General features: G+C 42.4%; 22 protein-coding genes. 14 read left to right on the forward strand and 8 right to left on the reverse strand.

The annotated features are described in order from the left end of the window. Positions 1-4: 4 nt before the first annotated feature. The 3 genes from FM019_RS01505 to FM019_RS01515 form a co-directional block, all read right to left on the reverse strand. Positions 5-1,939, reverse strand: coding sequence for a type I-F CRISPR-associated protein Csy2 (locus tag FM019_RS01505; protein WP_143834119.1), 1,935 nt, complete (start codon positions 1,937-1,939; stop codon positions 5-7). 2 nt (positions 1,940-1,941) lie between these two features. Next, positions 1,942-3,132, reverse strand: coding sequence for a TniQ family protein (locus tag FM019_RS01510; RefSeq protein WP_185969144.1), 1,191 nt, complete (start codon positions 3,130-3,132; stop codon positions 1,942-1,944). 163 nt (positions 3,133-3,295) lie between these two features. After that, positions 3,296-3,502 (reverse strand): helix-turn-helix domain-containing protein, encoded by a 207-nt coding sequence (locus FM019_RS01515; protein ID WP_143834121.1) that lies wholly within the window; start codon positions 3,500-3,502, stop codon positions 3,296-3,298. A gap of 123 nt (positions 3,503-3,625) precedes the next feature. Between FM019_RS01515 and FM019_RS01520 the strand changes: the two genes are divergently transcribed. The 7 genes from FM019_RS01520 to FM019_RS20945 all read left to right on the forward strand — a co-directional run bounded on the left by FM019_RS01520 (position 3,626) and on the right by FM019_RS20945 (position 10,663). Beyond that, positions 3,626-4,144 carry a hypothetical protein gene (locus tag FM019_RS01520; RefSeq protein WP_143834122.1) on the forward strand — a complete coding sequence of 173 codons (519 nt, stop codon included), beginning with the start codon at positions 3,626-3,628 and terminating at the stop codon, positions 4,142-4,144. Then, a complete protein-coding gene (locus FM019_RS01525; RefSeq protein WP_143834123.1) occupies positions 4,144-5,532 on the forward strand; it encodes a DEAD/DEAH box helicase in 1,389 nt (462 codons plus the stop codon). The genes FM019_RS01520 and FM019_RS01525 overlap by 1 nt, the downstream gene beginning before the upstream one ends. Positions 5,533-5,744: 212 nt before the next feature. Beyond that, on the forward strand, positions 5,745-7,136 hold the full coding sequence (locus FM019_RS01530) for a toll/interleukin-1 receptor domain-containing protein (protein ID WP_143834124.1): 1,392 nt from the start codon (positions 5,745-5,747) through the stop codon (positions 7,134-7,136). Then, positions 7,126-8,646 carry a hypothetical protein gene (locus FM019_RS01535; protein WP_221934349.1) on the forward strand — a complete coding sequence of 507 codons (1,521 nt, stop codon included), beginning with the start codon at positions 7,126-7,128 and terminating at the stop codon, positions 8,644-8,646. The genes FM019_RS01530 and FM019_RS01535 overlap by 11 nt, the downstream gene beginning before the upstream one ends. Positions 8,647-8,662: 16 nt before the next feature. Then, positions 8,663-9,424 carry a cyclodeaminase/cyclohydrolase family protein gene (locus tag FM019_RS01540; RefSeq protein ID WP_185969145.1) on the forward strand — a complete coding sequence of 254 codons (762 nt, stop codon included), beginning with the start codon at positions 8,663-8,665 and terminating at the stop codon, positions 9,422-9,424. Positions 9,425-9,769: 345 nt separating this feature from the next. Continuing rightward, complete coding sequence (locus tag FM019_RS01545; protein WP_143834126.1) at positions 9,770-10,318, forward strand: cytochrome b; 549 nt, start codon at positions 9,770-9,772, stop codon at positions 10,316-10,318. Positions 10,319-10,444: 126 nt separating this feature from the next. Then, positions 10,445-10,663, forward strand: a complete 219-nt coding sequence (locus tag FM019_RS20945; protein ID WP_143834264.1) for a GDCCVxC domain-containing (seleno)protein — start codon at positions 10,445-10,447, stop codon at positions 10,661-10,663. A gap of 100 nt (positions 10,664-10,763) precedes the next feature. Here FM019_RS20945 and cadR read toward each other — a convergent pair whose 3' ends face one another. Then, positions 10,764-11,153 carry a Cd(II)/Pb(II)-responsive transcriptional regulator gene (cadR, locus tag FM019_RS01555; protein ID WP_143834127.1) on the reverse strand — a complete coding sequence of 130 codons (390 nt, stop codon included), beginning with the start codon at positions 11,151-11,153 and terminating at the stop codon, positions 10,764-10,766. Positions 11,154-11,511: 358 nt separating this feature from the next. Here cadR and FM019_RS01560 point away from each other — a divergent pair, with 358 nt between their 5' ends. The 7 genes from FM019_RS01560 (at position 11,512) to FM019_RS01590 (ending at position 19,321) form a co-directional block, all read left to right on the forward strand. After that, a complete protein-coding gene (locus tag FM019_RS01560) occupies positions 11,512-12,123 on the forward strand; it encodes a cation transporter (RefSeq protein WP_143834128.1) in 612 nt (203 codons plus the stop codon). Then, the gene (locus FM019_RS01565; protein ID WP_260681493.1) at positions 12,120-12,497 is read left to right on the forward strand and encodes a DUF3703 domain-containing protein; all 378 of its coding nucleotides are present in this window, start codon (positions 12,120-12,122) and stop codon (positions 12,495-12,497) included. Before FM019_RS01560 ends, FM019_RS01565 begins: the two co-directional genes overlap by 4 nt. Beyond that, positions 12,484-13,392 carry a cation diffusion facilitator family transporter gene (locus FM019_RS01570; protein ID WP_143834129.1) on the forward strand — a complete coding sequence of 303 codons (909 nt, stop codon included), beginning with the start codon at positions 12,484-12,486 and terminating at the stop codon, positions 13,390-13,392. Before FM019_RS01565 ends, FM019_RS01570 begins: the two co-directional genes overlap by 14 nt. Positions 13,393-13,414: 22 nt before the next feature. After that, a complete protein-coding gene (locus FM019_RS01575; RefSeq protein ID WP_313901673.1) occupies positions 13,415-13,798 on the forward strand; it encodes a hypothetical protein in 384 nt (127 codons plus the stop codon). Positions 13,799-13,874: 76 nt separating this feature from the next. After that, positions 13,875-15,212, forward strand: coding sequence for a TolC family protein (locus tag FM019_RS01580; RefSeq protein ID WP_260681494.1), 1,338 nt, complete (start codon positions 13,875-13,877; stop codon positions 15,210-15,212). A 5-nt stretch (positions 15,213-15,217) separates the two neighbouring features. After that, positions 15,218-16,150: an efflux RND transporter periplasmic adaptor subunit gene (locus FM019_RS01585; protein ID WP_143834130.1), complete on the forward strand. Its 933-nt coding sequence runs from the start codon at positions 15,218-15,220 to the stop codon at positions 16,148-16,150. Positions 16,151-16,210: 60 nt separating this feature from the next. Beyond that, entirely contained in the window at positions 16,211-19,321 is a 3,111-nt protein-coding gene (locus FM019_RS01590; RefSeq protein ID WP_143834131.1) for an efflux RND transporter permease subunit, read from the forward strand. A 218-nt stretch (positions 19,322-19,539) separates the two neighbouring features. Here the strand turns inward: FM019_RS01590 and FM019_RS20950 are convergent, their stop codons facing one another. From FM019_RS20950 to FM019_RS01610, 4 genes are all read right to left on the reverse strand, one after another. Continuing rightward, positions 19,540-19,758, reverse strand: a complete 219-nt coding sequence (locus FM019_RS20950; protein ID WP_143834132.1) for a GDCCVxC domain-containing (seleno)protein — start codon at positions 19,756-19,758, stop codon at positions 19,540-19,542. After that, a complete protein-coding gene (merC, locus tag FM019_RS01600) occupies positions 19,746-20,135 on the reverse strand; it encodes an organomercurial transporter MerC (protein WP_143834133.1) in 390 nt (129 codons plus the stop codon). The genes FM019_RS20950 and merC overlap by 13 nt, the downstream gene beginning before the upstream one ends. Positions 20,136-20,191: 56 nt before the next feature. Further along, positions 20,192-20,569 carry a MerR family DNA-binding transcriptional regulator gene (locus FM019_RS01605; RefSeq protein ID WP_143834134.1) on the reverse strand — a complete coding sequence of 126 codons (378 nt, stop codon included), beginning with the start codon at positions 20,567-20,569 and terminating at the stop codon, positions 20,192-20,194. A 115-nt stretch (positions 20,570-20,684) separates the two neighbouring features. Further along, positions 20,685-21,692, reverse strand: coding sequence for a TniB family NTP-binding protein (locus FM019_RS01610; protein ID WP_143834135.1), 1,008 nt, complete (start codon positions 21,690-21,692; stop codon positions 20,685-20,687). Positions 21,693-21,695: the final 3 nt, after the last annotated feature.

Below are 21,695 nucleotides of genomic sequence, written 5' to 3' on the forward strand. Positions count from 1 at the left end.
ATCTTCAAATTTTAGAACCCAAATATAAGCTAGTTGATGTTTCACTGTAGTGCCAAAAAAAGCGCTCTATATTTCCAAATGAAGCAATACAATTCAATTGGACGCCTGCCAAAATAGGTTCAGCAAATGCATGGACTGGATCATCTGAAGCACTATTCTTTTTGAAAGGTGTTTCGAGATAGTGATAACCAACACATGCGATATTGAGGTTGTACGAAACAGACGTTTTATCCAAGAAATCGATAAAATTAGTGGTACTCAAGGAATTAAAAGAAGGCGTTATCCATTTCCCATTCTTGACTGGGATCGCGTTTACCGCCGATTCGAAACTGTGATGGGTGTTTATTCCCTCTAGTTCAGAAAGTGGAATATGAACCGCACCACCACATATTTTTTGCGGTAACGCTGCCAACACCTCTTCTCGTTGCAGTATCGCACTAGTTTTAATGACGAGACTCAGGGCGAAGTCACATTGTCTGGAATCAATTATTGCAGGTGATCTAAGCTGTTTTTTGGAGATTTGAACCTGCTCTTTGGTTAAGCCCCGTTTATGGAAACTATATTCATGCATGCAAATAGCAAATTGCTCAAACCCAGCAGATAAACCAAATCTACTATCGAGTTGCCTTTGGAGATTATGTATAAAGCCAAAAATGCCGATCATAGAAGGCAAGCCAACCAAATAGGCACAGCTCTCTGCATTGGCATTAGAAACTCTAAGGCCAGGTAAAACAAGATGCGTATGTTTTTGCTGCGGTATTACTAACGGATAATCCTCCTTTTCGTTTTCAAGGATTATTTTGAATTCCTGTTCGACTATCTTGATGAAGGTCGGGTTGTAAGCGATATCATCTGTACTTTTTAAGCGAGACAGATCTGCATGGAAAAGTTGTGTGATTTGCTTTGACGGGAACTCGGATTCCAACAATTGTTCTAGAGACTTTCGATTGAAAGACATCCAACGTACCAGCATTGCTCCAAGTTTAGCCACTAACTCTTTATACCGCTTTTTCTTTTTATTCTCAGGCAAAAGCCAATCCCTACTTGAGGATAATGAGTGTAAAATAGCCAAGTTCTCTGCCGTCAGCCAGGAACTTTTTTGAGTATCTTTTGTGTGCTTACTATTGAGCCCTTTTGGCAAACTTTTTAGAACTTTGATTTTTCCTCCGACACAAGCCGGGAGTGAGCCAACACTGGAAGACCTAGGACAATACATGGTTTCCGACTGGCGAAAATTGGAAACAGACCAAGAGTGAATTGCAACCTGAACAATATGAGAGGGGACGGGCGTCAAACAAACATATCCATCTGAATGTTTCGGAAACCGAAGGTTTGTCAATTGATGACTAAGATATTCAGATTCAGTTTGATTTATTGGGATTTGGGACAACTCGTTTCTTATCAGCTTAAGATCTTTTTTAAACATCCCCGATTCAATCAAAGATTTCGTAAATGAAATGTTCTCGCCTATGATAGCCTCACCTAGCGTTAGCAGCTCTCCTTGCCAAACAAAGTCAGCACATAGAAACGTCGCATAATTGATATCAGCGGAATTCTGAGACCAGCCCAAACGACTACTAATTAGTTTTGAAGAACTAAAGCAGCCTTTCGGTATAACACCGATTGGAGACAGGCGAATGGCCCCTTTTGCACGATAATCTGGATACTTCAGATTGTGAGTGTGTCTATATCTAAACGTTTTTATACAGCGTTGAATCCAATTCTTATCCCTTAGCTTTGCTCTTGCATCATTTGAATCAAAGACATTGTTTATTAGTGACAGCTTCCAGGTTAAATTCGCTAAAACGACACACGCTAGTTTTTCATTTCCTGTGACATCTAAAGGAGGAGTAATAGGAGAAAGAGCCTTTTTCCATGCCACGTTTCGGTCTGTGTGATTTTCAATATTAAGTAACGACGTTATCTCGTTTGAAGCCATTGCTACCACCGTGAAATAAACACGTTACTGTGGGAGTTATCCGTTTGAAATTTAGCTAACCATAGACAAAAAACATCTCCCAGGGACAACACTCTCCAATTTGCGTTTAAAACTGAGTTAGCCTTCATTCTGGATTTAGTTTGTAGTTCACCTTGGTCAACTAAAACAGCTATTTGCTCTACTGATGTACCCAAAATAATTGCTGCTTCTATACTGTTTAGCTTAAGGTCACTCAACAGACATTCAGGTTCGAAAACATGTTCCTCTAGATAACGCACAATCTCCTTCAACACTATGTTTTCTGACAAATTGGTACTGGGTAGCCGAGAAGCTTGTATCAATAAAAGCCCAAACACATCTTTAAAAGACAGCTGATTGAAGGGTTTAAGCGCATACTCCTTTGAATGCGCCAGTTTACAGTTTAAATAGCTACGCAAACTATCTGGCCATTGTGCGAGAAACAGGTGAAGTTGTTCGGAATCAATGTCCTTCCCATCATTGAAAGTTTCCTGCCACCATAAACATATCCCCCATGAATGGCTTTGAATCACAGCAGGCAGCCCCTCTACTAGTCTCCCTGATAGCCAATGTGCGATTTCCCGCTGAGGAGCAGACGAGACAGTTGCCTCCAAATCAGCCAAATTACTGCCGCACTTTGCACACTGTGCAATCTCGTGGCTGCTTAAATAGTTAATTTCCTCGCCACAGTCACAGTGATTACGAAGCAACACAGAATGCTCCGGGCAAGCTTCAAATAGTGAAAAGTGCCAATGCTGCCTGATGTATACGTTCTCTTTGATGCACGCCGGACAAATCGGTATCCCTTTGGTTCTTAAGAAACGAAATGGAATAGTGACTCCGTTATTGAATACAGATGTGCGTTTTCTAGAAAACAATTGCCCTCCTCGAAACAAGGCCAACGATAGAAGTGGCAAAGGTTCGTGATTGGTAAGCTGACTCACAAGGCGCAAAGCATCCAGTCTTTTTGCACTGGATACATTGGCATGGCATATATTGATTTTTGATAATTCGCTCGGTAAAGCGGAATCAATTCCCCGAGTTGATTCGTTAAGATGAGATCTCACGCCAGCCCAAAACGACTGAAATTTATTGTAACCATTGTGGATACTAAGCCTTAGCAGGTAACTCTCAAGGCTTTCATCTAAAAAAGGCTTTGTCCTGATGAGCAGCATACTCATAAACCATGAAAAAAGAGGTATAAAGTTTAGTTGGTATTTTTATCCATCGCTATTGCCAGAAGATGAGCAAACATTTTTTGAAAGACTTATTCATTCAAAAAATTTGCAGGGTTGATTTCAATTGAAGCGAGATGAGCTGGACGGTTGTATTTTTAGGCTAAGGTAATAGGTCTTTCGCGTTGCAATCGAGAACATCGGCAAGCTGATACAGCATCTCCAACGTAATATTGGCTTCCCCTCTTTCGATTCTGCCCATATAACTACGATCAAGTTTTGCGCGCAAAGCTAGCCCTTCTTGAGAGAAGCCTTTTTCTTTGCGAATTAAACGAATCTTACTACCGACTTCCCGAGCAATGTTGCGCATATCTGGTCTTCTTTCAAAAACCAGTAATATCCTTAGTTGCGGCTTAACTATCCACGGATTATAATCCGCATTTCAAATTATCCTTTTGGATACCTAAATAACAAGAACAAATAAGGTCAATGCATGCCAAGAGGTATATACACGCCAAATGACAAACTCATTTCTGTTCTCAAATCACAAGGTAGAAATAAGTTCAGAGTAACAACGATTCGCGATCTCTTTTCTCAATCCAATTCAGATGGTCGTTCTGGTAACGAACTACGTAGATGGGTTAACGGACAATTCAGAACGTTACTAAAACATGGGTACATAAGAATCACGTCCTCGTCAGGAGTCAGAAAAGAATACAAGAACACAGCTTCGATATTGGGTACTCAACAGCAAGCATCAATCGCAGGTCATTCCAATGAAGGTGAAGTAATGAGTCAAGAAGTACTTGGTGTACTGAAAACGCGTCTACGCGAATGTAAATTAGAAATGATCACCTGTTCGGGCGAAACCAAAGAGTATGAAGAACTAAGTAGATTGTTTCCAGAAATGCGTGATGCGTTGCAGCGCAAATTCAATTCGGCAAAAGAGAAAAACATCGAATACATGGGAAGAATGAAAGCACTCGAATTATTGATCGCAGAGAGTTCCTGATGGCTCTGAGAAAATGGCAAGCTGAGTGCGCCAATCGTGCTGTTGATAAATATCTCTCGGGGCAACAACATTTTTTCTGTTTAGCTACACCAGGAGCCGGAAAGACTTTGATGGCAGCTGATGTAGCTAAAAAACTCTTTGCACAATCGAAAATAGACTTTGTAGTTTGTTTTTCGCCGTCAATTGCTACAGCAAAAGGTATGCAAGCAACGCTTGAAGCTACCATTGAGGCATCTTTAAACGGGCAACTAGGGGCGAAAGGAACGTGTGTGACTTACCAATCCCTAAATCACAAAGATAACGCGTTCTGGAATGTGTTCCGTCAATTCAGAATCTTTGCAATATTCGATGAAATCCACCACTGCGGCGGAAACGATATTAACGATGCAAATGTTTGGGCTCAGCATATCCTGGCCAATGTTCAGTCACATGCTAAATATACTATGGCGCTTTCGGGCACACCTTGGCGTTCAGACAAACGTCCAGTCACGTTGTCGAGCTATTGCGACCAAGACGGAAGTATTTATTGTGATTACGAGTATGGACTCACAGAGGCGATCAGTGAAAACGTATGCCGAATACCTCATGTAACCGTCATAGACAATAACCAAATCAGTGTCACATCAAACGAACAAACACCAGAGATCTACGGCAGTATAAAAGATGTGTTGCAACAAACATTAATCTCTTACCAGGCAATCGTAGAATCTGACCCGATCATCGAGTTCTGTTTAGAGCAAGCAAACAAAGAGCTCAGGAACGTTCGGAGCAAAAACCCAAAAGCAGCAGGGCTTGTTGTCGCATCAACCGTGGAACATGCAGAAAAAATCGCTCAAAAATTGAAATTAAAATATTCCAAGTCTGTCGAAGTGGTCACTTACAGGAATACTGAAAGTGACTCGATTATCAGTCGTTTTCAGAATACAAATACTGAGTGGCTGGTTTCCGTTGGAATGGTTAGCGAGGGAACAGATATTCCCAGGTTGCAGGTTTGTTGCCATTTAACCCGGATAAAAACAGAGCTCCACTTCAGGCAAATCCTTGGACGAATAATGCGTTTAACTCACACAGACAAAAGCAAACGAGCAAGTTTATTTGCGCCGGCGCAGCCCCAACTTATCGAGTTTGCAAGACGGCTACTCCAAGATATTCCCTCACAAGCGGCGTCAATAAAGATACAAACTGACCCAACTACAATCAATATTTCGGAAGTAGCCGCAGTTGAAGACATTACACCGTCAGAAACCCCTCAAGTCACCAATGTCTCCACCTTAAGTCTGATTGACGATGAATCTTCTTACCAAGACTTACCTACATTGACAGAAACCTTCCTCAGTGGATTGGGTTTTGATGGACAATTTTCAAAACACTCTATAGTCAACAGCTGAATTTCGGATTTGGCAGCGTTTTCGCGCCAATTTATCTCGTTCGTTCCAGAAAAGCCTTGGTAATCAAAAACTGTACCTTTTTCACGACAGAGTATATGGTAAATAAATATGCCGCTGGTTAAGTCCTACTTTAGTCTCGAAGCAGACATAGTACTGAAGCAGCTTTCTGTCTCCGTTTGTTGATTGTAGTTCTAGTTTAAGAAGGTAATAGGATGGCCGAGAAGGAAAGGAATAAAAGGAATTTAGTTTTTGTTAGCCATGCGACTCCAGAAGATAATCATTTTACGCTATGGCTCTCAACTCGTCTAAAGCTTATCGGATATGAAGTATGGTCTGATGTCACCAAATTATTTGGGGGCGAAAAATGGTGGGAAGATATTGGCGATGCAATTCAAGACTCCACCTTTAAATTTGTAATTGTCATCACAAAAACATCGTTATCTAAACCAGGCGTTCAACGTGAAGTTGAGTTAGCTTTAGCTGCTGAATTGCAGAACAAACTTCCAAATTTTATAATTCCTATAATTATTGACGACTCTGAGTTCGGCGGCCAGCCATATGGATTGTCAGATAGGAACATTATCCCATTCTCAAGAGGTTGGGGATTTGGCATAGAGCGCCTAGTTGAGCGTCTTGAGCGAGATCAAACTCCAAAATTCAATAAAAAAATTAACCTCGGAAGTGTTCTCGCTGACATTAGAGAACCATCTACAACAGTAGAATTAGAAGAAGACGTAGCGACAAGTAATAGCTTAGAAATTTCCGACATACCTGAAGAACTCAATTTTTTCCGTATACCTGGGGATGTAAACCTTTGGAAAAAACAGTTGTCAACATGCCCCTACGCCTGGTTTGAATGGAGTGGCATGCTGGGCACATTTGCTAATCGCGATGATCTTATGTCATTTTTACCTAGTCATGTCATACCTAGTGCATCCCCTAAATTAAATTTGCCTTCTGTTCTTAACAACGAGGTGCGTAACCATAAAGATTTCTTACGTGGAGAAATAATTAAAAAAGTAAATAATCTTGTGGTTGAAACTTGGAATAATTCCCTGTTTGAAAAAGGACTACATAAGTACGAATTATCAAACGGCCGCATTTCTTGGTTTTTCCCCAAAAATGACAAGTTTGAGGGCTTGCTTCAATTTCCTGACCAAGACGGGCAAATTAGACGCAAAAAAGTGTTAGGTTTCAGTCCCAAAAACAATGTGTATTGGCATTTTGCAATTGAAGCAAAAATTAAGTTTGGATTCTCTCCTAGAATAAGTTTAATACCGCATGTTGTCTTCACTGAAGATGGTCGCAACCCGCTCAAAGATAGCAATAAAATGCACGGATTGCGTCGCGGTTTTTGCAAGAATTGGTGGAACCCTCGATGGCGTGATTTGCTATTGCTATATGTACATTTATTGTCCGAGGGCAGTACTGAAATATTATTAGATGCTGGTAAGGACAAAATGATAACAGTAGCTAGTAGACCTACGGCCATAAAGATGAATTACAGACTTACTTCATCGACCCAGCCATCTGCAGAAATTGATGAAATAGCAGATGTGGAAGTTGAATTGATGGACGAAAAGGAGGTCGAAGATGACGATTAATAAGGAAATTCAATTGCTAGATGAACCAGAGTTATTATTTGGTTATCAGCAACAAACAGCTTTTGCCAAGGATGGGTTACTTTGGTTCGGTCCTCTAAACAACGAAAATAGACCAACTTCAATACGAGTTGGCTTTGTTGGTACGAAGAGTGGTTTGCAGTTGTATAAAAAGTGGGTAAACCAAATCAATTTGCCTATTGCAGCGTCATCAGACGTTGCACATCACATTCCTTTCCCAGGATTTGAAGCACTTTTTAGTGCAAAATGGCCAGAAAAGCCTGTGACTTCTATTTTAATATCGAACCAAGAGATTACCCAAGCCATTCGTATCAAAGATCGCCACCAGGCTATCTATAATAGTGTTTCAATATTTGAAAGTGAGATACGTCGTCACATCAACGAAGAGGACGACGGCGTTGACCTTTGGTTTGTTGTAATCCCTGAAGAAGTCTTTAAATATGGGCGCCCTAAATCTCGAGTGCCAGGCTCGATAGCTGAATTATCGCCACAACTAATGAATGCAAGGTTAGCAAAAAAACTTTCTGCTCAGCCTTCATTGTTTGAAGAAGATAATGAAACGGCTGAACTGTACCGCTACGAATTGAATTTTCATAACCAGCTAAAAGCTAGGTTGTTGGACGCAAAAGTGGTTATACAGGTTGTCCGCGAAACCACCCTTATGCCTGAAGAGTTCATGGAAAATGGAAGGCAAACAAGGCAATTGCAAGACAAGGCATCAGTAGCATGGAACCTTTGCACTACCGCATTTTTCAAAGCATCTGGTCGCCCATGGAAGCTAGCAAATGTAAGGCCTGGTGTCTGTTACGTCGGCCTAGTGTTTAAGAAAGATGAAACGCATATAGATAGCCAAAATGCTTGTTGTGGTGCTCAAATGTTCCTCGACTCTGGCGACGGTGTTGTATTTAGGGGGGCCGTAGGGCCGTGGTATTCATCAGAAACGAAACAGTTTCATTTACCTTTCGAAAAAGCAAAAATAATTGCTGAGCAAATCGTTGCTGCATATAAAAGGGATCATGGATTCCCACCCAAGGAGCTGTTTATCCATGGCAAAACTAGAATTAATGAGGGTGAGTGGGAAGGATTTAAAGCTGGTGTACCAGAAAACACAAAAGTCATCTCTATAAGAATAAGACACGAAAAGCAATTTAAATTGTATAGCCCAACTGACCATCCCTTGCTGAGGGGTGCATACTACATAGATAGTTACCGAAAAGCCTATTTGTACACTAAGGGTTTTGTTCCTCGACTTGGCACCTACCAGGGGCGAGAAGTACCCAATCCACTTGCAATCGAAATTTCATTTGGTGAAGCTGATATCAAACAGGTTTTAAAGGATATTCTTGGGCTAACAAAGGTGAACTTCAATCGCTGTGACTTTGCTGATGGTGAGCCCGTTACACTGAGATTTGCAGATCAAGTCGGTGAAATATTAACAGCAACACCAACTGCACATGATCTTCCTCCTTTGCCCTTCAAGCATTACATATAGTCGGAATTGCAATAATATGGACAGTAATTTAGTAACGACAAGTAGACTATTAGATAAGTCCGTTAATAACCTACTAGATGACTTTGGGGCTGGAAGTTCAGCTCCCGGATCTGGTAGCGCAGCTGCACTAATGGGCATACTCTCGGGAAAGCTGATAATAACCGTTTGCAGTCTCAGTTTAAAAAAAGCAGAACAAGAGAAACTAGGAATTGATAATGGCTCTATTAAATCAAACCAGCTTAAATTTATTCCTTTCGAAAATCAGCTTCGATTTATAATAGATGACATTAAGAACAACATAGAACCTCAACTGAAGTTTTTATTTGAAGAAGACTCCAAAGAATTCGAGAAGGTTGTAGAACTAAGAAAACAACGAGTCCAGGCTGAGAATGATGGCAACAAAGCGTTGCAATCTAAATACAACAAAGAATCTCTCGATAAATTGCAACAAGTTACTGATTTTGTTTTCAAAATATCTGAGCAGTGTTTTAAACTTATTGAACATGGAAATTTCATTTTTGATAAGGCATACACTGCCGTTAGGGGGGATTCTGGAGCAGCCATAAGTGCGGCCATCGCAGGAGTAACTTCTTCAATATTTATAATCAATTTAAACCTCGTCTCTCTTAACAGGAGAAAATGGTCTAAGGAAAAAAAGCAAGCCTGTGATGAAATGTACGAAATGCTGCAGAAAAAACAATTAGAAGCCTTCTCTAGAGTAGGAGCGTTAAGCTCTGAGGTTGTGGAAACAATGCAATTCGAAATAGGTGATATTTAATAAAAAATAGTTTTGGTGAGTAATCAAGCACCCTCTTAGAATTTTTAGAATTAAGCCCATATTTCTCAAATACCAAGCAAATTTCGTTTTCTTTATCCAGCAAGGAATCAGAAGACTTAACTTTTAGTGCCGACGTAGTTAACTGTCTCGGCCATACCCTGGCCGCTCGCATTTCGCGAGATCCCCCACGTTGCAAGATCAGATTTGTAGCATATAACCTTCGAATTCACTCGACATTTCCGACATAAAGCAATCAAGAAAAATCATAGGTAGTTGATATGAATCAACGATCGAAATGGGCACTTTGCTTCAATGTGTATTCAACACTTTTCGGAACATTCACAGATGAAAACAGTACAAAAGTATCATGGCGCATCTATTGTTCTTCACTGGTTGATGTTTCTTTTACTGATAGCAGTGTATGGGTGTATTGAACTGCGAGAGTTATTTCCAAAAGGAAGCGAGCCAAGGGAGCTGTTGAAGACCTGGCATTTTATGTTGGGCCTCAGCGTTTTTAGTTTGGTTTGGCTAAGATTGCTCTTCAGATTTATCACTACCCAACCAAAAATTGAACCGCCGCAGCCCGTCTGGCAAGCAAGGCTTGCGACGGCGATGCATGCCGCTCTTTACCTGATGATGGTGGGAATGCCCTTGGCAGGTTGGATCATACTCAGTGCAGAAGGTAAATCCATCCCATTTTTTGGCTTGGAATTGCCCGCTCTAGTAGCGGCTAATGAGGAATTGGCGGGCACGGTTGAAGACATCCACGAGACAATAGGTACTGCAGGCTATTACTTAATAGGTCTGCATACTATCGCTGCTTTATTTCACCACTATATCCAACGAGACAACGCTTTTCTGCGCATGCTACCTGGTGGCAAGCGGATTATTTAACGCTTGAGTGAAAGTAAGGAATAATGGTTTATTGGTCAAAAAACAATGTCGTTTTCTATTTTACTTTATACTCCCTGTAATTCTCACCACCTCAATTTGAGGCTTTATAATGCCAGCGAGAGCGCCATGCCAAATATCACCTTAGCATCAACCATTACTTGTCCTGAATGTGGCCACCAAAAGACTGAGGAGATGCCAACGGATGCGTGCCAATGGTTTTATGAATGTGATGGTTGTAAAACCGTCTTGAAACCACTCCAGGGTGACTGTTGTGTTTACTGTTCTTACGGCACGTTTAAATGCCCACCAATACAAGAGGGTTATGTATGCTGTTCTAGTAGTTAATGTGAGAAGTAATGATTTGGCAAGCATAGCGATGCTCTGCCTGATATTTTTCATCAAGGAAGCGCATAGGTGTATCTCTGATTTTGCGCGCACCCAATACTTAGCTAGTGAGCTCACTTAATATACCGCACTCTTTTATGGTTTTATCTGTCCCGCAGGATTTTGACATTTTTTCGAGTGTCATCTTAAGCTGAGACAATTCACTTATTTTCTCATTCACTTGAATTATATGTTCATCTATTAATGCATTTACGCTTGCACAACTTTGGTCAGGATTATTTTTATTTTGAAGCAGTGTCTCAATTTCCTTCATTGAAATATCCAATGAACGACATTGCTTAATAAAAGTGAGTTCTTCCAAGGCGACATTGTCGTAGGTGCGATAATTTGCCTCTGTACGACGTGGTTTTGCTAAAAGGCCCTTACGTTCGTAAAACCTTATAGTTTGAATACTACACCCTGTAACTTTCGCTAAATCACCGATTTTCATAAACTTCAAATTCCAGCTTGACCCTATTCTAAGTATAGACTTTATACTCAATTTAGCTCTTGGTAAATGAAATCGTCTTAGTTCAAACATGAGGAATTTAGAATGAAAAAGTTTTCTATTTGGTTGGGTGTTTTAACCATACTGATCTCAATAATGCACGGATTTTTTTGGGACCAGAGCATTATACATAGCTTATTACTGCATCCTGTTGTGTTGCTTTTCGGATTATCAATGATAGCAATCGGCGCAACTGAAACTGATACCGTCAGGTTTTGCCTGTTTAGAAAGAATAAGGCTTGACCCTATACCTACCACAGGGTTTAGAGTGGTCTTCAATGAATAGTCGCGGGGTACATAAATGAGCGGATGCGGATGTGAAGTTACTATTAAAGATGAAACGCAAAAACGCGTGCTGTATTGGCTTTTGGGTATCAACGCCACTATGTTCATCATTGAAATGAGTGTTGGGTTGGTCGCGGACTCTACCGCTCTGATTGCAGATTCGCTGGATATGTTAGCGGATGCTATTGTTTATGGCATCGGGCTCTATGCTATCGGTAAATCTATTTTACACAAGGCAAATGCTGCTAAGGCAAGCGGCTACTTTCAGCTTATGCTCGGTATCCTTATCTTGATTGATATCCTCCGTCGAAGTATCTATGGAAGTGAGCCAGTATCTGCATTAATGATGGGAATGGGTGCGGTCGCACTCGTCGCCAATGTAATCTGTCTTATTATCATTCGAAAACATAAAAATGACGAAGTTCATATGCGTGCCAGCTGGATATTTTCTGCCAATGACGTGATTGCCAACCTTGGTGTCATATTAGCCGGTGCATTGGTGTTTGCTTTTGATACACGCTGGCCTGACCTAGCCATCGGTTTGATTGTGGCTTGTGTAGTGTTAAGAGGCGCGAAAATGATACTCGCCGATGCTCACAATGAACTTAGAGCTGCGGAGGCTGCATGATTATGCGCTTAACGTTTACAACACTGGCAAGGCCTTATATTGAAAACAAACTGAGCCAATCAGATCAAGCGCGTGCGAACAACGATGTTCAAGCTGAATTCAAATATTTGGAAGACGCACATGTAATTGGCCAACAATCCACGTTTTATCACACTCTGATTCATTGGCGGATGCTGCAATATGGACTCAGAAATAGACGCCCAAAAGAAGTTTTGGGGCAAATAATTCGTTTAGTGGGTGCGTTGACCAAAACAGCGATTGGACTGCTACCTATGGGCAATACGGGCGGAGCGAATGTCAGCGCCTTTAAACCCATGCCTTTGTCGGAAGAAAACAAATCGATATTGGAGCAGATACGTCGTGCACAGTCATAACCACAGCCACGCTCATTCCCACAATAGTGACGGTGCTTCCAAAAGAATTGGTTGGGCATTCTTTTTAAATGTGGTGTTTACCATTATTGAGTTTATTGGTGGCTGGTTGACAAATAGTACAGCTATTATGGCTGATGCCGTGCATGATTTGGGGGATAGCTTGTCAATAGGCACGTCCTGGGGTTTGAATAAGCTAAGCGACAAAGAAGCGAGCAGTACCTTTTCTTATGGCTACAAGCGATTTTCACTGTTAGGCGCGTTAATAAACGGATTAGTTTTGATAACAGGCTCGGTATGGATCCTGTTTGAAGCCATACCGCGTATAGCGGCTCCAGAGATGCCACAGGTGGAAGGCATGTTTTTGCTTGCGATATTTGGGATAACAGTAAATGGGTTTGCAGCCTACAAACTCAGTGAAGGAAACTCCTTAAACGAACGCGTTTTGAACTGGCATTTGCTGGAAGATGTGCTTGGATGGGTAGCCGTACTTATTGTTTCCATCGTACTTATGTTCGTTGACTGGCCTATACTCGATCCCATCTTGTCTATCGGGTTTACCCTTTTTATTTTATTCAATGTGACGCGAAACCTAAAAGAAACTTTAATGCTATTTTTGCAGGCAACGCCAGATAAGACACAGCTTGAAAGTATTCAGACACTTATCTTGAGGCATGAATATGTAGGTGACATTCATCATTTCCATACATGGTCTCTGGATGGTGAAAAGAACGTCATGACTGTGCACATTGTGCTAAATAGCGATATCAATTTGAGGCAAATTAGGCAATTAAAACAAGATCTCCAAGATTCCTTAGCGGCGTACGAATTTGAGCATACAACAATCGAAATCGAGTTTGTTGATGAGCTATGTCGTGACGAGGCAATGGCTTCGTAGTAATATGGGACAACGAATGTGAGTGCAGAAATTGAATAATATTCGCTTGAAGCAAAAAACAATATACATATTATTGATGCTGATAATTTTTCAGTCGTTTACGGCTGTAGCGAATTCTCAGGACTTCCATTCGATTGATGCTCAACATATGACCCAAGAGCATGAACACTCCCATGATGAGCACCTTAGTAAAACGCCAATTTCAATAGACATTTCTGAGCAATCGGATTATCACAATCCGGCTGACTGTCACCATTGTGGTCATTGCCACGGTACGCATGTGCAGGGGCTTAGTCACACTAGTCTTGGTACTATCACCCCATCAGCGCATGCCCATCGCTTCTACTACTTAAAAACAGTTGTTGATGCGCCGCAAAGTAAGTTGCTGCGTCCGCCAAAAGCCTAGTCCTTAACATCTAAAAATCTTCCACGCCGTACTTTTGTGCCGCGTGACACATTTATTTGATAAAAAAGGACATCACATGAACTTGTCTTTATTAAAAGACGGATTTGTTTTGCCGCTGGCGCAAATTAAAACCGCCCTTTGTTTACTAGTCTTGATGCATTTTTCGGCTAATGGCGATGAGATGAAAATCCAATCGCTTACGCTTGAAGATGCGATTAAGAGAACGGTTGGGAGTCACCCTCAACTTGAAATATTTCGATTTAAGTCAGAAGCACTCGATGGTGAGACCCAAACGGCTGAACTTAATCCCGGCTATTCCATAGGGATAGAATTAGAAAACATCCTTGGCACAGGTGAAGTATCGGGAGTAAAAGAAGCTGAAGTGACCTTGAGTTTATCCTCTGTTATTGAGCTTGGCGATAAACCACAAGCCCGCATAGCAGTATTTGATGCCCAGCGTTCACAACTAGCTGTTGAAAAACGCGTTGCCACACTTGATGTTCTGGGCGAAGTAAATCGTCGGTACATTAACGTGCTCATGGAGCAAGCGTTACTTGCCTTGGCAGTAAAAGCAGAGGAATTGGCACGCTACACCTACCAAGCCGTAGCAAAACGTGTAGATGCAGGCGCATCGCCTCAGCTTGAGAAAATGCGGGCAGAATCCGCACTGGCTAAAGCACGACTCGATGTGATGTTAGCTAATAAGCGCCTCGAACAACGAAAGTCCAGTTTGGCCATTATGTGGGGAGATACGTCACCAAGTTTCGAAGAAGTTGAAGGTAACCTTTTCTCGTTTCCAGCCGCCACGTCATTGGCCTCACTGCTCAACATGCTATCAGCCAGCCCCAGTCTTCAGATCTATGCTGAAAAATCACGGGTAGGCGAGGCAAGACTTCGATTAGCACAAGCAAATAGCCAATATGACATAAGCTGGTCCGCCGGTGTTCGACGCATACAAGGCATTGACGAAACTGCATTTGCAGCGGGTGTAAGTGTGCCGCTTTTTCAAAGTCAGAGAAATTTGGGCCAATACAATGCCGAAAAGTCTCGTCTGGACGAGATAGAGCAGGCACGCCAAGCGCAACAACGAGAATTATTTCATCAATTGAATCAGTTAGTTTTCGCCCGCGAACGCGCTTCTTTGGAAGTACAAACCCTCTCTGAGAGTATTATACCTCCTTTGGAAAATGCGCTGGTGCAAGTTGAAAATGCCTACAACGAAGGGCGTTTTAGTTATCTTGAATGGACTGCAACGCGCAAAGAGTTGCTCGATAGGCAATATGCTCTGATACAGGCAGCAAGTGCCATTCATCATCGCAATGTCGATATCGAGTCGCTAACCGGCCTTTCAATTCAAACATCTCTTGTGAACGCGGCGCCAAACGCAGCTTATCCACGCAACAAATTCGAGTAAAGTTTATGAAACTATTATCACATTCAATCAAACAACTAAGTCAGATCCTACTTTGCAGTGTTGTCGCGACAATATTGGCGTTAAACCTAGCCAATGCTGGTGAAGAACACGGACACGATGACAAAGGCAATGAAGAGGTTGTGACGATGTCAGATGCAATGGCATTGGCAAATGGTATCGTCACGCAAGGCGTTCAGGAGGGAGTCCTCAACCAGACTACGCGCCTGTATGGTAAAATAACACCAGATCCTGCAGCGCTGAGCCATATTCGCGCCCGATTCGACGGTGTGATTGGCAATGTATCTGTCAACATCGGAGATAGCGTAGAGAAAGGGGATGCCCTAGCAAGCGTGGAGTCCAACGAAAGCTTGAAGCGCTATGCGATTACGGCACCTTTTAACGGTTTGGTAATTGCACGCCATGCAAACGCTGGAGAGCTATCCAACGGACAGGTCTTGTTCTCTATCGCCAACTACCAACGCGTTTGGGCACAATTGGCATTGTTCCCCAGCCAAATTACCGCTGTTAGAGCAAAACAGACTGCTATTTTATCACATTCGACAGCGAAGCAAGACACAAGAATTAATCATATCACTGCGTCAGCTGAAGATATGGCACACTCTGTCGTTTACGTTAGCGTCGATAATTCAGACGGGAAATGGCCAGTTGGCACCCTTGTCAGTGCCGATGTCACGACGGCAAAGGTTGACGTATCACTGGCTGTACCTCTATCAGCCTTGCAGGAATATGAAGGTGAGACAGTCGTATTTGTTAAAAAAGGCGATACGTTTTACCCAACACCAATCAAAACAGGTGAGGCGGACAACACCAACATTGAAGTGTTAAGTGGTCTTTCTTCCGGTGATCTGGTGGTCACACAAAACAGCTTTCTGCTCAAAGCTGATCTTGAAAAATCGGAGGCTGGACATGATCACTAAGCTTCCTTTTACCACAATCACTCATGCCAAATTAACCCAAAGTATTCGAGAGGTAGGGTTATGATAGCCGCCATCCTAAAGCTTTCAATTGAACGACGAGGGATCATGCTATTGATGGCGCTTTTCATCGTCTTTTTGGGGATGTGGAGCTACCAAAAACTCCCTATTGACGCTGTGCCGGACATAACCAATGTGCAAGTACAGATTAATACTCAAGCATCAGGTTACTCACCACTTGAAACTGAGCAGCGGATAACGTTTATCGTTGAGACTGCGCTCGCGGGTCTGCCTAAGCTGTCCTACACGCGGTCGCTGTCTCGTTATGGTTTATCTCAGGTCACCGCTGTCTTTGAAGAGGGGACGGATCTTTTTTTCGCTAGAAATCTGATAAACGAGCGTTTGGGTGTCATAAAAAGCCAGCTCCCCGATGAAGTAGAGCCTGAAATGGGGCCTATTGCTACCGGTTTAGGTGAAATCTACATGTATACGCTTCGGGCGCTCCCCAGCGCTATACAAAAAAACGGTAACCCTTATGACGCCATGGCACTGCGAGAGCTGCACGATTGGGTTGTCAAGCCTCAGTTAGCGTTGGTGAAGGGGATCACCGAAGTCAACGCAATTGGTGGGTATAAAAAACAGTTCCATATCAACCCTGATCCGCAAAAGTTATTACATTTTAATCTCAGTATCGATCAGTTGTTAAGTGCGATTGAGCGTAACAATACCAATAGGGGGGCAGGGTATGTAGAAAAGGATGGTCAGCAAATTCTTGTCCGCTCCCAAGGGCAACTTAATGGAATAAGCGATATTGAGAATGTAGTAGTAACGGCTGAAAATACTGTTCCCATCAAAATAAAAGACGTGGCAAATGTCGCTATTGGAAAAGAGTTACGTACCGGTGCCGCGACTCAGGAAGGTGTTGAAACAGTATTAGGTACAGCAATGATGTTAGTAGGTGAAAATTCACGTGCTGTTGCCATTTCTGTCGATGAAAAACTTGATCAAATTCAGGATAGTTTACCCGACGGTGTCATTGTTGAAACTGTCTATGACCGAACCACGCTTGTCGATAAGGCGATTGCAACGGTGCAGAAAAATCTTGTTGAAGGGGCGCTTTTAGTCATTGTGGTCTTGTTCGTTTTGCTGGGGAATGTGAGAGCCGCATTGATCACCGCTGCAGTGATACCTTTAGCCATGCTAGCTACGATTACAGGGATGGTACAAACAGGAGTTTCTGCAAATTTAATGAGCCTTGGGGCATTGGATTTCGGTTTGATCGTCGATGGCGCCGTCATTATTGTTGAGAATTGTATAAGACGATTATCCGATGCACAAAGGCGAAACGGCTCCGTATTGGAGTTAAAAGAACGCTTGAGTCTTGTGTTTGATGCCACGAATGAAGTGATACGGCCAAGCTTATTTGGTGTGTTAATCATTACAATTGTCTATATCCCCCTGTTCACACTGACTGGTGTCGAAGGAAAGATGTTCCACCCCATGGCGGCCACAGTCATCATGGCGCTGCTTGCAGCAATGGTGTTTTCATTTACTTTAGTACCGGCAGCTGTTGCCATGTTCATGAAAAGCAAAGTGAGTGAAAAAGAAAGCCCTGTTATTGTTGGCGCAAAATCGCTTTATCGACCTGTGTTGCTTATGGCGCTGAAAATACGCTGGTCTGTTCTAGTGTTTGCAATGGGGTTGGTGGGTATTAGTGTGTGGTTAGGCGGAAAGCTAGGATCTGAATTCGTACCTCAGCTCAACGAGGGCGACATTGCGTTGCATGCGATGCGTATTCCAGGCACAGGTATTGAGCAGGCAGTCAATATGCAAAAGCTATTGGAGGAAACTGTCATGGAATACGGTGAGGTTAAGACAGTATTTGCTAAAACTGGCACGGCGGAAGTAGCAACCGATGCCATGCCACCAAACGTAACCGATACGTTTGTGATACTCAAACCGCAAAATGAATGGCCAGATCCAAGTTTGTCAAAGCAAGACTTTGTGGAAAAGCTAGAGGAAAGACTGCGAAGCCTGCCAGGGAACAATTATGAGTTCACACAACCCATCCAAATGCGGTTCAATGAACTAATAAGTGGCGTACGCGCGGATTTGGGTATTAAGCTCTATGGTGATGATCTTGACACTTTGTATTCCTCGGCAGCAGACATTTTACAGGTTCTCAATGGTATCGAGGGAGCTGCCGACGCTCGGCTTGAGCAGGTTGATGCAGTCCCGATATTTACTGTCGATCCAAAACCCATTGAACTCGCTCGATATGGCCTCGATACATCAGACTTGCAATTATGGCTAAGCGCCGCCATTGGTGGTGAGCCGGCAGGCTTACTATATGATGGAGACAGGCGTTTTGAGATTGCTATTCGCTATAGCGATGACATTCGAAACGATTTGGATCGGCTTGGGGATATCCCCATAACAACACCAGATAATCGGTTTGTTCCGCTAAGCGAAGTCGCTATTTTGAAATATGTATCAGCCCCCAGTCAAATCAGCCGTGAAAATGGCAAGAGGCGAATTGTTATCACAGCGAATGTCCGAGACCGAGATTTAGGCTCCTTTGTCGATGAAGCACAAAAAGCAATTGGCAGACAGGTCGACTTACCTGATGGTTACTGGCTGGAATACGGCGGTACCTTTGAACAACTGCAAAGTGCCAGTCAAAGGCTTTCTATTGTCGTTCCCGCAACATTGTTCGTTATCCTCACTCTATTAGTGATTGCGTTCGGCTCAATTAAAGATGCGCTTATCATATTTACTGGCGTGCCTTTAGCACTCACTGGTGGCGTGTTTTCGTTGTGGTTGAGAGACATGCCTCTTTCTATTTCCGCTGCCGTAGGTTTCATCGCGCTGTCGGGCATTGCTGTGCTAAACGGTTTAGTCATGCTGTCATTTATTAAGCAACGATTGGCTGAAACGGGAGACTTGCTTAACAGCATAATAGACGGTGCACTCACACGATTACGGCCGGTACTCATGACGGCATTGGTGGCGAGCTTAGGATTCATACCCATGGCTTTAAACGTCGGTACTGGTGCTGAAGTGCAACGACCGCTGGCCACGGTTGTTATCGGCGGGATCATTTCGTCAACACTACTTACATTGATAGTACTTCCGGTGCTTTTTCAGTTAGTGCACAAAAGAGACTCTGAATAAAGGTAAGTGGGCTTTTCTTCGTAAAGGAAGCCCACTAATTTGATACCTTTATAGGAGAGTAATAAATCTCAAACTAAGTATTGAAGATTCATCCTGGAATGGACAGGTTTGAGCGAGCTGTCCTAATTAAACGATCGCCTTATTTATTTCAGTAAAAAGGTGCAAAAGCCGAAGTTCGATTTTCATAGAATCAATGTGCCAATAACAAACCTGAAAGTTTAAGGATTATTGCAACAACTATTCCCTTCTTGAATAGGTGGGCATTTAACTGTGCCATAGGAGCAATAAACGCAACAATCACCTTTCAGCGGTTTCAGCAACGTTTTACAACTCGCACATTCGTAGTACCATTGGCAAGCATTTGTTGGCATGGTCTCATTTTTACTAAACCCGCATTCAGGACATGTAACCTTTGACTGCAGTTCTATACCTTGCATATAGGCTCCTCAACTGGTTTTACAATATCCAAAACGGATATAACGACCATCAATATGATCCCAAAGTAAAATAAGTACGTGCTCCAGTCATATATCCACAACGGGTACAGAGTTAACAACACGGCAATTGGGCCAATTACACCTAAAATACCTCTTATCAAATGTTTATGTTGATACCAATTATACAAATTGGCCACCAGTGCAAGTGAAGCAAACAGAGGCAATAAGGTGTTAATCGCTATTCCCTCAAAAGGCGAAAGGAAACCAAGCCCCAAAGCTGATGCTAGGGAGCCGAGAGCTGGAAAACATGCAGTGCAGCTAAGTGCCGCGAGCCAAACGCCACCAGAGCCTACTTTATCTAGAATTTTACTTATCATAGCTACCTCGTTTTTTAAGGTAGTATAAAGGCCGTACATAAGTACGGAGTCAATGGCTAATTAAGTGAATTTATAATTGGGCAGGAGTTGGGGTCTTGGTTGGCCTTGCAAGAATCTGTCATCTCTTTAATCACCCCTTCCAATCGCTGTAAATCAGCAATTTTTTCTCGAATTAACCTGAGTTTCTGTAACCCCATGGATTCAACATCGGCGCAGTTACCGCTGAGGGACATAAGCGAGGCGATTTCATGGAGCGTAAACCCCAATGCTTTAGCTTTTAATATAAACTTAAGCTGATTGGCAAGGATATTATTGTATAGCCGATAACCGTTTTCAGGTTTCAGTGGTTGCACAATAAGCCCTTTGCGCTCATAGAAACGGATTGTTTCAACACTAATATCCAATTCTTTAGCTAACTTGCCGATAGTTTTCATAAACAGACTCTTTCAATCAACAAGCAATATTGTACCATTGATTAACTGGACCGTGATCTCTTTAGACCGATAAAATGAGAGGAATGCAAACAGATGATAGCTAAGTAATATATTACTAACGGGTAGCGAAAATATCTCCTACTGTGAATTGACGACTCGATTTACCGACAAGGATTTCGCCCGGTTTGTTTTTGAAATCTTCCCAACCTATATCCAAGTCCGGCTCGTCAATAGCGACGTCATTTATATGACTCACGTTAAAAGGGTTAACGGTATCCGAGTAATTTCCATTTATCTTATCAATGGCACTTTTAAAGTGTTCCGACGTAATACAATTGGCGGACATTAGGAGTGCATCCCGTGATGCTTGGTTAAGTAGCTCACGAAGTTTGCGCAGATTACCCTTTGAATGAGAATAAAGTCTTAGTGCAACCTCCCTGGTTTGCAGACTACTACTGTCAGGGAATGGCAACGCCAAATCAAACACCTTCAGAAATTGCAGATACACTTTGCGTTCTGATTCTTCTTCAACTCTAAATGGTGGTAGCCTTCTTTTAAACAGCATCCGATCGTTTAACTGAGAGTTCACGTCAAGAATTACTGAACTGTAAGGCATTCCTACTAGCACAACAGGAATATTGGAATCAATAATAATGGTTTTTAGCCAGTCTGCTGCTCTATGTAAGACCTTGTTGTTTTTTCGCTCAATCAAATGTTGAAACTCATCAATAATTATTAGCTCAACACCACAACTCACCAGTAAACAAATCAGTTTAATTCTGAGTTCTTCAAGATCACTGCTTACACAACTGAAGGGGTCTCCCAAATCAGTTAACATTTTCTGAGAAGCACGAACTGGTGTGGCGTTTTCAGGCAGACTTGTAAAAAAAACGGGGATTTTGGTTCTGTCAGCCAACTCCTTTCTTGGGTAGTTTTCCATATATTTTCGAATAAGTGTCGTTTTCCCTGAACCAGTGTTTCCCGTAATAAACATACACTGCGCTTCTCCACCCAACTTTGAATCTTCTTTGCATTCATCGATTTCGCACATCAAGGATTCAAGGTAAGGGCCAGCAATAAACAGCTCTCTGACCAACTTTAATTTTTCGCCAAATTCAGACATCCT

It is taken from the genome of Aliiglaciecola sp. M165, from assembly GCF_007197995.1.
In the GTDB taxonomy this organism is placed as follows: domain Bacteria; phylum Pseudomonadota; class Gammaproteobacteria; order Enterobacterales; family Alteromonadaceae; genus Aliiglaciecola.